The organism is Acinetobacter sp. YH12239 (genome assembly GCF_013417635.1).
Lineage (GTDB): Bacteria > Pseudomonadota > Gammaproteobacteria > Pseudomonadales > Moraxellaceae > Acinetobacter.
This window is the reverse complement of sequence record NZ_VPDP01000006.1, coordinates 94,701-107,692: the sequence shown is the minus strand read 5'-3', so window position 1 is coordinate 107,692 and position 12,992 is coordinate 94,701. Positions and strand designations below refer to the sequence as shown.

Below are 12,992 nucleotides of genomic sequence, written 5' to 3'. Positions count from 1 at the left end.
TGTTGAAAAGAGGATTTTAAATCCTCTTTTTTTATATGAAAATTATTTATATTCTTCTCGCCAACTTTGTCCTTGTTGCACTTGCTAGTTACTTGGGTGTAGGGCGACCATTGATCAATTACGACTACTTATTAGTCTTGCTCATTTTTTTATTTTTTAGGAATAGATTTCTAGCTGTAATACTATTTGCACTTTGTATTTTTATAGATGGGTTGAATATATTCTTTCAAATATTTCCTATTATTCATCTATCCGATATTCTTTATCTATTTAAATTTATACCAGAAATAGATCATAGTAAAAAAATAATAATTTCGTTTGGATTGTTATCCCTATTTATATATCTGTTTTTCTTATTGGAAGTGCTAGGGAAATTTTCGATTTCCAAAAAATACTTTTCCTATGTAGTCGTTATTGTAATCTTACTTTCAATACTACAGAGTTTTTATATTGCCAAGGGTGAGCGAGCATGGCGTATTGGTGAATCTAAATATTTTGATTCACAAATTTATAATTTCATTAAATTTAGAAATGCAGACTTTATAAAAAAATTTAAAAATTCAGAAAATGCTTTAGGAGAAAGATATTCTTTTTCAACTGGTTATGATGAAGTATTAAGAATTGAAAATCCTAAAAAAATTTTATTTATTGTAAATGAATCATGGGGAGTCACTTCAGATGAAATTCAAGAAGATTTATTGCATGAAATTTTAAACAATAAACGGTTTAAATTACTCAAACAGTCTGAAGTTAGTACAGATGGGTTTACAGTCAATGCTGAAATTAGAGAGTTATGCGGTCTATATCTGAATAATTTTAATCTAAAAAAACAAAAAAATGGATTTGAACAGTGTCTACCTCATATTTTGAGTAAAAGGGGATTTCATACACTGGGTGTTCATGGTGCTGCGAGCACCATGTATGAGAGGAAAGACTGGTATCCAAAATTAGGTTTCAAGGAATCTCTATTTTATGAAAATTTTTTAAACTTAAATTCGCGTTGCTATTCATTTCCAGGATTGTGCGATCGAGATTTGATGCAAGTTATTAGAAATAAACTCATGAATCACGATCAAATTTTTCTTTATTGGCTTACGTTGAATACGCATCTTTCATATGACTTGAGAGATCTTAAAAATGATCAATTTGATTGCGAGCGATTTTTAATCGATGGAAAATCCTCTTTATGCCGAAATTTAAAATTACAGAAGCAGTTTTTTTCAAATATAGGTGAATTGCTAATTCAATCACAACTTAGTGGAACAATGATCATAATTGTGGGAGATCATGTGCCACCGTTGCTCGAAAATAATGAAATCAAATTTAAAGATGCTAAAGTTCCAATGATCGTGGGGTATATAGAGTGACGAATTTAAAAACATATAATAATGTCTTTTTGTTTTTTTTATTTTTTATTATAGGGTTTAGTAGTGTTTCTTATAGCCTTATCAATAATTTAGTGATTACTTTTATTTTGGGTGTGGCGTTATTATTTGTTTTATTGAAATATAAACTTGAATATTTTAACTTCGAAAAGAAAAGATCACTGTTTTATTTTTTTTTATTGTTTCTAGTTTTTGGAGTTTCTCTCTATCTCTCACCTTATAAAAATGAACACATGTTGTATCGTTATTTTGGAGTGGTCTTAAGTATTATTTTTGGAATATTTGGATACTTTAACTACAAGAATAAAGGATTTGATCTGATTTGTATCAGCCAAATTTTGAGTCTAATCGGTTTCCTTCATTGTACAGTTTTAATATTTTATTGGTTTAGTGTTCCGAGTCCAGCTGATTACGATTGGATATGGGATATGCCATTTTTTTCAAACATCAGACATATCGCGGATTATCTGTCCATTTGTTTTTTGGCTTCATTTATTTTGCTGTTGAATAAAAAACTGAAGCTTGGTTTTATATATTATATCTTTTCAGTTGTTTTACTTTCTGTGATTATTTGGACTGGAGCTCGAGCAGCTTATTTAAGTGTCGCTTTAGCCCTTATATTTTTAGTTTTAAATGATATTAAGACTATAAAAAAATTAATTATGGTTTTAGTTCCATCAGTCATCTTGCCACTGTTTTTTAAAACAAATTTACCTGGTTTAGGTATGGGGCGATCATTTGATGTGGTTGGTAAGTCGGTTAATAGCTATACCTCAGGCCGGGTCGAGTTATATCAAATGATATTAAGCAAGTTTTCTGAAAGTCCGCTATGGGGCTTAGGTCCTGAGGCTGTAAGAAATATTGCGGTTCCTTTTGCAGGTGGCGTGTTTGCCCATGCACATAATCTGATTTTACAAATATTGATTGAATTTGGGTTCATCGGTTTTATTCTTGTTTCAATTATTTTTGTGAAACCATTAATTTGTATTGCTAAATTTGAAAAGAACTATGAATTTATAATTTTGACGAGTTTTGTTATCAACATATTCATCGCTGCTATGTTCAATGGGGGATTCTATTACATCGTGACTTTACATATTTTTTGTTTCTTTTACGGTGCACTGTTGGCGAATTTAGATTCGAAAAGTACAATTACTATTTCTTAACTACATATTTGTATGCTGAACTTATTTGCATGTTTGCTATTTTTAGCGTTAGCTTGGCTGCTACCATATCATCGTTCTCCTTGGCCAACCTTCGGTTCAGAAGTACTGACGTTTATTGCAGCCTCTTTTTTATTGCTATGCTTCGCAAAATCTAAAGTAAAAATTGCAAAACCACAGCTTTATTTATTGCCATTTTTAAGTATTCCACTCATTCAATTTATTTTTGGACAGAATATCTATTTCAGCAATGCTTTATTTAGTTTTGCGTATATTCTGTTCTTTGTATTGATGGTCATTGCTGGATATCAACTTTGCCTTGAACAGAAAAAGAGAGAGCAAGTATTTAAAATTACCTGTTTAACATTTATTTCCGTTGGCTTCATTTCCGCTATATTCGCGATGCTTCAATGGCTCCAGTTGAATTGGATTTTAGGCGATCTCATTTATCCACTAAAGGGAAATAGACCTTACGCCAATTTAGCTCAACCCAATAACTTAGGGACTTTACTTTTTTTAGGGCTACTGAGTTCGCTCTATCTATTTGAAAAACGATTACTTTCCAATCTTTATCTTATACCAATCGCATTTGTTATTTTATTGGGAATTGTTTTAGCACAATCCCGAACAAGCATTATCGTTTGTGCTTTTATCGTGATCTATTGGTTAATCAAACAATTCAAAAAACAGAATCGATTTTCATTGACCCATTTAGCTTTTTGGTTAGGTTTATTTGTACTCTTAACACTGAATTTAACGACGATCAACCAGTTGATTTTTTCTATTGGTGATTCAGCTTCAGTCGTGCAAAGTTCCGCAGCAAACCGTGCTGTCCAAGGTATGGGTGATATTCGCCTTGATATGTGGCAACAAATGATAGCTGCGATTCTGCATCAACCATGGTGGGGGTATGGATGGAATCAAACAGGCTTAGCGCAATACTATATTACCGATACTTTCCAAGTTTCACTTTGGTATAAAAGTGCACACAACATGATTCTAGACTTATTGGTCTGGAATGGCTTGATTCTAGGTGGGCTTATTCTTCTGTACTTTGCAGCTTGGCTACTTTGGCTCAATAAAGGAGTGAAGGATAATATCTCGATCATTGCAACATTAATGGTATGTGCGATCCTCATTCATGGCATGTTAGAGTTTCCTTTACATTATGCTTATTTTTTACTTCCGGCAGGTTTCTTACTGGGCATCATTCAAGCGCAATATACAAATTTACCTTCATTAAAAATGAATGGTCGAGTGTTCGCAGTGATTGCTCTTATTACGATTGTTGGGGCTTTAGTTACGACACGGGATTATTTTTTATATAAAGAGCAAAGTGTACTCGCATCAAAGGCTGAAGCTTTAACAGCAGATCAACAACACACCATGCAAAAGCAAATTTGGTTGATTACTCAATTTAAAGAGCGCGTGTGGTGGATTGGACTAGATCCTAAAACTGAAATGACAGAACAACAACTTGCTGATCTAGAGCGAATGGTTGCAAACTTGGCATCAAAATATGATTTACATAAGTATGCACAAGTGTTGGCTTTTAATGGTATGGAGCAAGAAGCGAAGCATCAACTATGGATTTTAGAAACATTGCATAAGCAGCATATTGAGTATGATGAGTTATTGAAATAAAAAAAATCCCCGAAAGGGGATTTTTTTTATTTCAATCATTAAATTTGGCTTTGAATATAATTCTCTACACCAACTTGATCGACAAGGTCGAGTTGAGTGGTCGCCCAATCTAAATACTCTTCTTCTTTTTCTAAAATCTCTTGTACTAAATCACGTGTAACGTAATCGAGTTGTTCTTCTGCTAATTTCACAGCAGTTTGAATCGTTTCAATGTTTTCTTTGACTTTCCGAACATCGCATTGCAGTACTTCGATTGTGTGCTGACCAATATAAAGCTTACCCAGATGTTGCAGATTTGGAAGACCTTCTAAAAATAAAATGCGCTCAATAATTTTATCTGCATGCTTCATTTGGCGGATAGATTCTTTATATTCCGCTGAACCGAGTTGCTCAATGCCCCAATCATTAAACATGCGTGAGTGTAAAAAATATTGGTTGATGGCTGTAAGATGGTGGTAAAGCACCTGATTTAACTGATGAATAACGTCACGGTTGCCTTTCATGATCTTAGCTCCAAACTCAAAATTCAGCCTATCATAGAAGGCTATCGATAGAGATTATCTTAACCCAACTTGCTAAAGCCTGACGAGTAATTTATTGAACAGCAAATGAAAATCGCAATCAAATACACTTTTGCAAAAAATAACCCCGCTGAGTCAAAGCGGGGGGAGAAATTGGAAATCTGAATTATAGTTATAGAATGAGTTGTTATTATTTTTTAGCACATCCTGAATTAAGCGGCGATTGAAATTCTGGCAGCTATTTCAGCAAGTTCTTCATTAATAATACTGCGTGCTTCAGGAACACAGCGTCCGCAACAAGTGCCTAGATCAAGCAAGTCACGAATTTCACGATAAGATTCAGCGCCATTTGCCATAGCATCTTTAATATCTTGATCTGTAATTCCACGACATAAACAAACGTACATTTCTGCTCAACCACAAGGATAAATGCGATAGTTGATATTATTGATAATTATTATCGTTTGTCAATGAAATTCATTTAAAAATGCTGTTTAATTCATCGTTTTTCTAGATAAAAAAATACCACCTCATAGGTGGTATTTCCTAAGATATTGAAATTATTTAGAAATAATTGCAACACCATCCATTTCAACCAGTGCACCTTTAGGTAAACTTGCAACGCCTAATGCCGCTCGTGCAGGGTAAGGCTGAGCGAAATATTCACCCATAATTTGGTTTACTAGTTGAAAGTGAGATAAATCAGTGAGGAAAATATTCAGTTTAGCAATATCAGCTAAAGAACCACCTGCAGCTTCACAAACTGCTTTTAGATTATCAAATACACGACGAATTTGAGCTTCAATGCCTTCAACCAATTCCATGCTATATGGATCTAATCCAATTTGTCCTGAAAGATAAAGTGTATCGCCGACAAGAATGGCTTGAGAGTAAGTACCAATTGCAGCAGGTGCATTTTCAGTATGAATGACTTGGCGGGACATCTATTTCTCCATTATTCAAATCTAGCTTCATCATAAAGGATGAACACTATAGGTGAAAGCTCTAATCTGTATTTGTTTAGCAGGCATGTGAGACTTCTTCAACGGCAAGAGGAGCTGACATGCGTGAAATACGTGGAAAACCAAATTGCATGCGGAGTTCACGAATGATTTGCGCAATTTGCTGACGACTATGAACAACGATACTCAGATAGGTTTTTGATTCGTATTGTCGAACGGACTCGATTCCGATTTTTGATTTACGGCAGATATAAATCAGTTCTGAAATTTGCTCATCACTTAATAATAGATCGATACACAAGTAAGCATTGAAGTTGATTTCTGATTCTCCTTCATCTTTCCAGTGCAACGGCATAATATTTTCAGGATGTAACTGTTGTTCGTGTAGAAGATTCTTACAACGAGCACGGTGAACAATAAGACCACGGCGAGATAAATGTCCCTGTATAGGATCGCCTAACACTGCATTACAACAATGGGCATATTTTACATCTACACCATCAGTACCTAAGATCAGGCGACTTGATGCTTGATCTTGATGATGATCTTGAGCAAAGAGGTGGTTCGCCACAAGTTGTGGGAGCAAATCACCTACAGCAATTTGTTCAAAAAGTTGATTTTTGCTTGGAATATGGCGCCATTGTAATAGTTCAGTCCAATTTTGATCGGTTAGATCATGAATAGACGTATTAAATAACTTTAATGCACGATTTAAGGCTTGTTGACCGACAAGGCGCTGTTCATCAATATCTTGATCTCGCAAAATATTTTGAATAGAGCGTCTCGCTTTTTGAGTGTTGATAAAGCTCAGCCAATCCGGGTTGGGTGAAGCGAGAACATCTGTAATCACCTCAATAACTTGACCACTTGAGAGTGGTGTAGAAAGCGGTTTGATTTCACCATCAATTTTACAGCCGACAGCATGGTTACCTAAGAATAAGCTCGCAGAGTAAGCGAAATCTACTGCTGTCGCCCCTTGTGGTAATTCATGTAAGTGACCTTGAGGGGTGTAGACCCATATTTTTTCTTGATGTAGATAATCCAATAGATCATTAAACGTGGTCTTTGCACAGTCGCCACCGACTAAGGTGTGCAAATTCTGCATAGATGCCTGAATGGCAGATCGGCATGTTTGAGGAGCATTTTCACCTAATACTACCCCAAATCGCGCAGCCTTACGCATAAGTTCAGTTTGTATGGTGAGCGAAAGCGTTGTTTTCTCGCCTTTCAAACTCAGCATCAAGGATTGATTACCACCAGGGAGAGGGCGGCGGATATGATCTTGGTAATTTAAAACTTGGAAGTTATCTTTTAACAACTCAACTAAACGATCGCAATCGGCAATGGTCTGGAGTACGATTTCAAACGCATGACTATGTGTGAGTTCTTGAAGGTTAATTTCGTTTTTAACAAAGTGGCGTAATAATTCAATGTTATTGTTTTTCTTTTTAATCCGCCCAGGAATATTGGAGTTTTCCAAGAGATCGCTCAAATGCTTTTCCCAAATGGCTTGGTACTTACAGCGTTGCGGTTTGGTTTGCGCCAAAGCATCTTGTACATCATTGAACATATCTAAATCAAGATTTTGATAGCAGAGGTGTTCAAGATTGTCAGCCATTTCATTCATGCCGACCAAACGTGCCATTGGCACGAATATATCAAAAGTTTCTTGTGCAATACGGGCACGTTTATCTGGTCTTAAAGCTTCCAAAGTCGTCATATTATGGTAACGGTCTGAAAGTTTAATGATGATCACACGAGGATCTTGTAACGTGGCTTGTAGGATTTTTCGGAATGAGGCTGCTTTATTATATTCTTTGTCACTAGAGTGGCTTAATTTCGTAACACCATCGACCAGCTCAGCCACTGTTTTGCCAAATTTTTCAGTAATGTCTTCTTTGCTAAAGTCGGTATCTTCAATGACATCGTGCAGTAGTGCTGCCATCAACGTTTCTGGGTCTAGGCGCATATGCGCCAGAATACAACTTACGGCTATCGGATGCAGAATATAGGGTTCACCGCTTTTGCGTGTAATACCATCATGCGCCATGTCAGCATAATCGCAGGCCACAAGTACTCTGTCGACGTCCTTTTCAGATAAATACGCGTCGATGATGACTTTTAGCTGTTGCTTAGCTTGGCTGACCAATGGGCCTGGCATACTACACCTTTGAATCCGTGGAAGAGAGTAAAAAGTAAAAGACTTTACTAAAAATTCATATTGCTACAATGCTCTATTTTTAAATAGAGAATAGATCTAATTTTTTTAACAAATTTTTTCAATTTTGTCGAATCATTCTCTAAAAAAAATCAATAAAAAAGCCTAGTCACTGGACTAGGCTCTTTTAAATGCAGGTCTTAAAGCTTATTGGAAAGAAAAACCATCTAAGTTTAAGTTATTTGCAGAAAGTGCTAAATCTAAGCTAGACGTTTGATAATCTTGCTCACGCTGTTTCAAAATATCTTTAGTGACATGACCTTCAGCGATTTCACGTAAAGCAACCACTGTTGGTTTGTCATTGTCCCATTCTACAGTTGGTTCGATACCTTGACGAGCAAGTTGACGCGCGCGTTTGCTTGCCACTAGTACAAGCTCAAAGCGGTTGTCTACATGGTCTAAACAATCTTCAACGGTTACGCGTGCCATAAGAGTTCTCGTATGTATGAAATTTTTTAACAGACTGCGCAGTATAAAATGCTTTGTCTATAGACTCAAGTTTAATCACGAATTCGGTGTGATTAATTTTTGAATTAAATCTTTATGTCGGTGAGCCTGTTGTGATAATGACAGACGGTTCGCATTAATGACAGACTCAAGATCATGTAAAGCTTTATTAAAATCATCATTCAAGATGATGTAATCGAAGTTTACGTACTGTTGCATATCTTCTACCGCACAACTTAAGCGATGCTCAATCACTTCAACAGAATCTGTACCGCGGTTTGATAGGCGTTGGCGAAGATCGAATTGAGTAGGTGGAAGAATGAAAATTTGTTTTGATTCAGGAAAAAGTTTGCGAACCTGTTCTGCACCTTGCCAATCAATTTCAAGTAAAACATCATGACCTTTTGCAAGTTGTTCTTTTACAGTCGCTTGTGAAGTGCCGTAGTAGTTACCGAAAACTTCCGCGTATTCAATGAAACCACCTTGGTTCACTTGCTCAATGAAAGATTCTTTGCTGGTAAAGTGATAATGCACACCATCTAATTCACCAGGACGTTGACCTCGAGTAGTGTGTGAAACAGAAACGTGTAAATTACTTACGCGCTCAAGTAGGGCTTTAACTAATGATGTTTTGCCAGTTCCAGAAGCAGCTGAAACGACAAACAAGAGACCCGACATGATATTTTTCCTGATATGATAAAATATCTTCTCTATTTTAGAGCAGAGTGCTTTTAAACTAAATAGCAATTCGCATTTGTTTTAAAAAATATTCTGATTCATTGACCAAATTTTAGCGATCGTTTGAGGGTCTTATGGAAATTGTTTTAGCTAATCCACGTGGTTTCTGTGCTGGTGTAGACCGCGCTATTGCGATCGTTAATCGTGCACTTGAAAGCTTTAATCCTCCCATTTACGTTCGTCATGAAGTGGTACATAACAAATTTGTTGTGGACGACTTACGCCAACGTGGTGCAATTTTTGTAGATGAATTAGATGAAGTTCCTGATGACAATATCGTGATTTTTAGTGCACATGGCGTATCAAAAGCTGTGCAGCAAGAAGCTGAGCGCCGTGGATTAAAAGTATTTGATGCCACATGTCCTCTCGTGACAAAAGTGCATATCGAAGTCACAAAATATGCGCGTGAAGGGATAGAAGCCATTCTGATTGGTCATGAAGGGCATCCAGAAGTTGAAGGTACAATGGGGCAATATGATCTAAAAAATGGTGGTGCAATTTATCTGGTTGAAGATGAAGATGATGTCGCTGCTTTACAGGTAAATAATCCTAATAAGTTAGCATTTGTGACTCAAACGACACTTTCAATTGATGATACTGCAAAGGTCATTGATGCTTTACGTGCTAAATTTCCAGCAATTCAAGGGCCACGTAAAGATGATATCTGCTATGCAACTCAAAACCGTCAAGATGCGGTCCGTGATTTAGCGACTCAATGTGATGTCGTTTTAGTTGTTGGTTCTCCAAACTCTTCGAACTCTAATCGTCTTCGCGAATTGGCAGAGCGAATGGGTAAGCATGCTTATCTCGTAGATAATGCGGATGAGCTGAAAAAGGAATGGTTTGCTGAAACTACTAAAATTGGTGTTACTGCAGGTGCTTCAGCACCTGAAATTTTGATCAAACAAGTGATTCAGCGTCTACAAGATTGGGGCGCTACGTCACCGCAGGAATTAAATGGGCGAGAAGAGAACATAACCTTTAGCTTGCCTAAAGAATTGAGAATTCAAGTTACTCAAGCTTAATAATGAATTATCAATGACATAGCAGGATAGGTGAACAGATTTTAAAAGTGTGATCTTATCCTCATTTTCATACCATTTATCATAACTGTGTTGGTTTTATAATTATAAAATATTACTTTTGTAACATTAATAAATAAATACAAAAGTTTGAATATGAAAGACTTACAACAGGGCTTTACCATTATTGAGCTGTTGATTACCACAATTGTGCTATCAATCACAGCAACCATGGCTATTCCATCTTTTAAAAATATTGTTGCGCAATATCGCCTAAATTCAGATGTGCGTGAATTATCAAGCGTGCTCATGATGGCGCGTAATCAAGCAACATTGTTAAGAAAAGATGCGACTGTAGATCTTCAGTCGAATCAATCAGATAGCAGTACAATCTTTCATTGGACACCCAAAGCGCAAAATAAATTGACTTCATCACAAGAAAAAGTCACCTTCTGGATGGATGGGGGAATTTCTGACTTTACATCTGACATAAATTTTTCTATCTGTAATAAGGTGTTAGGTGTTTCTAAAACGATAGCAATTACAAGAATGGGAACACAATATTTAAAAGCAGAGGGAACATGCTAATGCGTGCTACGCAACAGGGGGTAGGAATGATTGAAATTCTAGTTGCCTTATTGGTTTTGGCCATTGGGGTATTGGGGTTTTCATTTTTACAAATGCGCGCAATTGATGCTTCACACGAAGCAATGTCTAAATTACAGGCCATGAATTTAGCACGCGATTTATCTGAGAAGATACGTGCGAACTCGAATGCTTATACTCAGTATCAAGCCAGAATAAATGCAGAAACACAAACAACTACAGCCAAATCATGTGTGCAAAAAGGAACGACGAACCCATGTGTTCAAGCAGCCGATTTTGCCCATTATGATGCTGCCCAGATAATAAAAAATGCCAATGGTCTTGGTATGAGTATCAAAATGCCGAATTGCCAAGTCAGTAATAATTTGCAATCTCGCCGATGCATTTACGTAGCATGGGGAAAAACAAAACCTATCGATGATGCTTCTGCAAAAGATGCATGTACCCATGGTGGAAGTTATTTACCAAAAGCGCAATGCATCGTTATGGAGCTTTATTGATGCAGCATCATAGGTATACGCAAAAAGGTTTGACGCTAGTTGAGCTTATGATCGCTTTAGTGCTTGGATTATTGATTACCGCTGCTGCGGTACATCTGTTTTTTACAGGGCAGATGGGATTCACGATGCAGAAAGGAATGTCGGAGGTTCAAGATAACGGCAACTTTGGTCTGCGCTTTCTCACTTATGAAATTCGTAAAGCAAATTATGGTCAAGTAAATATCATAAATGATCGTTTGACGCATGGTGGCATTGTTATCACTTCAGCTCAATCTCCAGTGGTGCCTACATCTGGTGATTTGGCATTTAATGCGACCAATATTCCCGTCAATATTTCACGAAATATTCCAAATACGGAGGTTGTGCCTGTATCACAATCTGATATGCCGAGTAATATAGAGTTGGTTTCAGCTGAATCTTCACAACCTGCTCAAGCGGGAATGAGCGACCAATTGGTCATGCAGTTTTATGCTGATACACAAGGTGTGGATTGTGAAGGTAATAATTACGATGCTGGACGATATATTGTTCAACGTTTTTTTCTACGTAAAGATGCAAATGCAAATATACAAAAAGAACCACACGATGCATTGGTCTTGGCCTGTGAAGCAGGGTGGTACACGCGTAACAGCACTCAAATTTTAAAAAATTTTAATAATAAAAAGACTGTCTTTGGAACAACGAATGGTGAAATTTTGATGCATCGTGTTGATCACTTTCACTATCTGTTGGGGATTTCTAATGACGATAATACGGCACAGCAAAGATATATAAGTATTGAAGATTATAAAAAGCTCAATGTTTATCCACGTCCACGCATCAATTCAATACAGGTCGGTTTATTAGTAAGGTCATCTGAAAATGTAGGTCAAAATCAAGCGATTTCTCCTCATCAAGAATTTGAAGTTCTTGATCAAAAAGTAAAATTAAAAAAAACACAAAAAACCGTCGCGACTAAATTTATTCGACAAGTCATTACACAAACGATCGCGATTCGAAATGGTATGAGTGTGATGGATTCAGCGGAGGGCTTATGATTCAACATCAACGTGGTGCAACGCTGATTGTGGTACTGATTATGTTAGTTCTACTCACCATTATTGGTACTTGGGCGATTCGACAAAGTATGGTGAGTTTGAATATCACCACCAACAGCCAAGCGCAACAATTGTTAATGCAATCTTCCGATACTGTTTTTTATCGATTGGGGCATGGCGGCTATGCTGCCTCCAGTGGTAACCCTCTGAGCTTAATTGGTTACTCGATTCAGAATGAAGGTGACGAAGTCGTATTCTGTTTTAGAAACCAATCCAATAGTGCGATGTTTAATGTTTCCAACAGTAGTGTATTGCGTTGGAATGAAGCAATGAGTGATGTCTCAGTCGATGGTGTTTCTGGGTTTTGTTCCTTATCAAACGATGGGGATTATGCCAGTGCTCGTAAGGCGCAATTAACTCAGGTGTCTGTAATCGTAAGCCCTCCATCAGACAGTGATCATGATATCCCACTTTCAAACGCAAACGTTGGAACTGACACTGAAAGTATAGGACAACCTTCTGATACTAAAAAAATAACAGTCTATTCAACATCGCTCTTACCCGCATTGTCTTCGACAGATTTAACGGATGAAATTCATCTTTGTTTGCGCCGACCACATACAGCACCATTGGTGGGTAATGCACAAACCATTTCGTCCTGTTTAAAGGATATTGGTGTGCCGTATAACACCCAAATTCAAAGTTACATTTTTGATGCTTATCAGCGCGCTGAATCTTAATGGGGATGT

The 12,992-nt window shown here is 36.9% G+C and carries 14 protein-coding genes; 8 read left to right on the top strand and 6 right to left on the bottom strand.

What is annotated here, in order from left to right:
• The first annotated feature begins 35 nt into the window (after positions 1–35).
• The 3 genes from FTV17_RS07440 to FTV17_RS07430 are packed head-to-tail and all read left to right on the top strand — an operon-like array spanning position 36 to position 4,192.
• The gene (locus tag FTV17_RS07440) at positions 36–1,367 is read left to right on the top strand and encodes a sulfatase-like hydrolase/transferase (protein WP_179998784.1); all 1,332 of its coding nucleotides are present in this window, start codon (positions 36–38) and stop codon (positions 1,365–1,367) included.
• Positions 1,364–2,551, top strand: a complete 1,188-nt coding sequence (locus FTV17_RS15510) for an O-antigen ligase family protein (RefSeq protein WP_179998783.1) — start codon at positions 1,364–1,366, stop codon at positions 2,549–2,551. Before FTV17_RS07440 ends, FTV17_RS15510 begins: the two co-directional genes overlap by 4 nt.
• Before the next feature lie 12 nt (positions 2,552–2,563).
• Positions 2,564–4,192: a PglL family O-oligosaccharyltransferase gene (locus tag FTV17_RS07430; protein WP_179998782.1), complete on the top strand. Its 1,629-nt coding sequence runs from the start codon at positions 2,564–2,566 to the stop codon at positions 4,190–4,192.
• Between the two features lie 38 nt (positions 4,193–4,230).
• Here FTV17_RS07430 and bfr read toward each other — a convergent pair whose 3' ends face one another.
• The 6 genes from bfr to gmk form a co-directional block, all read right to left on the bottom strand.
• Positions 4,231–4,695 carry a bacterioferritin gene (gene bfr / locus FTV17_RS07425; RefSeq protein ID WP_035264352.1) on the bottom strand — a complete coding sequence of 155 codons (465 nt, stop codon included), beginning with the start codon at positions 4,693–4,695 and terminating at the stop codon, positions 4,231–4,233.
• Between the two features lie 230 nt (positions 4,696–4,925).
• Positions 4,926–5,120 (bottom strand): bacterioferritin-associated ferredoxin, encoded by a 195-nt coding sequence (locus FTV17_RS07420; RefSeq protein ID WP_035264349.1) that lies wholly within the window; start codon positions 5,118–5,120, stop codon positions 4,926–4,928.
• 153 nt (positions 5,121–5,273) lie between these two features.
• On the bottom strand, positions 5,274–5,657 hold the full coding sequence (locus tag FTV17_RS07415; protein ID WP_179998781.1) for a RidA family protein: 384 nt from the start codon (positions 5,655–5,657) through the stop codon (positions 5,274–5,276).
• A 76-nt stretch (positions 5,658–5,733) separates the two neighbouring features.
• Complete coding sequence (locus tag FTV17_RS07410; RefSeq protein ID WP_179998780.1) at positions 5,734–7,836, bottom strand: bifunctional (p)ppGpp synthetase/guanosine-3',5'-bis(diphosphate) 3'-pyrophosphohydrolase; 2,103 nt, start codon at positions 7,834–7,836, stop codon at positions 5,734–5,736.
• Between the two features lie 204 nt (positions 7,837–8,040).
• The gene (rpoZ, locus tag FTV17_RS07405; RefSeq protein ID WP_035264331.1) at positions 8,041–8,322 is read right to left on the bottom strand and encodes a DNA-directed RNA polymerase subunit omega; all 282 of its coding nucleotides are present in this window, start codon (positions 8,320–8,322) and stop codon (positions 8,041–8,043) included.
• A 75-nt stretch (positions 8,323–8,397) separates the two neighbouring features.
• Positions 8,398–9,018: a guanylate kinase gene (gene gmk / locus FTV17_RS07400; protein ID WP_035264330.1), complete on the bottom strand. Its 621-nt coding sequence runs from the start codon at positions 9,016–9,018 to the stop codon at positions 8,398–8,400.
• Between the two features lie 134 nt (positions 9,019–9,152).
• Between gmk and ispH the strand changes: the two genes are divergently transcribed.
• The 5 genes from ispH to FTV17_RS07375 all read left to right on the top strand — a co-directional run bounded on the left by ispH (position 9,153) and on the right by FTV17_RS07375 (position 12,983).
• Entirely contained in the window at positions 9,153–10,103 is a 951-nt protein-coding gene (ispH, locus tag FTV17_RS07395) for a 4-hydroxy-3-methylbut-2-enyl diphosphate reductase (RefSeq protein WP_092766665.1), read from the top strand.
• A gap of 153 nt (positions 10,104–10,256) precedes the next feature.
• Positions 10,257–10,688: a Tfp pilus assembly protein FimT/FimU gene (locus FTV17_RS07390; RefSeq protein ID WP_179998779.1), complete on the top strand. Its 432-nt coding sequence runs from the start codon at positions 10,257–10,259 to the stop codon at positions 10,686–10,688.
• Positions 10,688–11,206: a type IV pilus modification protein PilV gene (pilV, locus tag FTV17_RS07385; RefSeq protein WP_257219902.1), complete on the top strand. Its 519-nt coding sequence runs from the start codon at positions 10,688–10,690 to the stop codon at positions 11,204–11,206. Before FTV17_RS07390 ends, pilV begins: the two co-directional genes overlap by 1 nt.
• Positions 11,206–12,243, top strand: a complete 1,038-nt coding sequence (locus tag FTV17_RS07380; protein WP_179998777.1) for a PilW family protein — start codon at positions 11,206–11,208, stop codon at positions 12,241–12,243. Before pilV ends, FTV17_RS07380 begins: the two co-directional genes overlap by 1 nt.
• Entirely contained in the window at positions 12,240–12,983 is a 744-nt protein-coding gene (locus tag FTV17_RS07375; protein ID WP_081403224.1) for a PilX N-terminal domain-containing pilus assembly protein, read from the top strand. The genes FTV17_RS07380 and FTV17_RS07375 overlap by 4 nt, the downstream gene beginning before the upstream one ends.
• Positions 12,984–12,992: the final 9 nt, after the last annotated feature.

Bases quoted from the DNA above. Each gene is read 5' to 3' on its own strand.
- FTV17_RS07440 (WP_179998784.1), top strand. From the start codon at position 36: ATGAAAATTATTTATATTCTTCTCGCCAACTTTGTCCTTGTTGCACTT.
- FTV17_RS07430 (WP_179998782.1), top strand. From the start codon at position 2,564: ATGCTGAACTTATTTGCATGTTTGCTATTTTTAGCGTTAGCTTGGCTG.
- bfr (WP_035264352.1), bottom strand. From the start codon at position 4,695: ATGAAAGGCAACCGTGACGTTATTCATCAGTTAAATCAGGTGCTTTAC.
- FTV17_RS07420 (WP_035264349.1), bottom strand. From the start codon at position 5,120: ATGTACGTTTGTTTATGTCGTGGAATTACAGATCAAGATATTAAAGAT.
- FTV17_RS07415 (WP_179998781.1), bottom strand. From the start codon at position 5,657: ATGTCCCGCCAAGTCATTCATACTGAAAATGCACCTGCTGCAATTGGT.
- FTV17_RS07410 (WP_179998780.1), bottom strand. From the start codon at position 7,836: ATGCCAGGCCCATTGGTCAGCCAAGCTAAGCAACAGCTAAAAGTCATC.
- rpoZ (WP_035264331.1), bottom strand. From the start codon at position 8,322: ATGGCACGCGTAACCGTTGAAGATTGTTTAGACCATGTAGACAACCGC.
- gmk (WP_035264330.1), bottom strand. From the start codon at position 9,018: ATGTCGGGTCTCTTGTTTGTCGTTTCAGCTGCTTCTGGAACTGGCAAA.
- ispH (WP_092766665.1), top strand. From the start codon at position 9,153: ATGGAAATTGTTTTAGCTAATCCACGTGGTTTCTGTGCTGGTGTAGAC.
- FTV17_RS07390 (WP_179998779.1), top strand. From the start codon at position 10,257: ATGAAAGACTTACAACAGGGCTTTACCATTATTGAGCTGTTGATTACC.
- pilV (WP_257219902.1), top strand. From the start codon at position 10,688: ATGCGTGCTACGCAACAGGGGGTAGGAATGATTGAAATTCTAGTTGCC.
- FTV17_RS07380 (WP_179998777.1), top strand. From the start codon at position 11,206: ATGCAGCATCATAGGTATACGCAAAAAGGTTTGACGCTAGTTGAGCTT.
- FTV17_RS07375 (WP_081403224.1), top strand. From the start codon at position 12,240: ATGATTCAACATCAACGTGGTGCAACGCTGATTGTGGTACTGATTATG.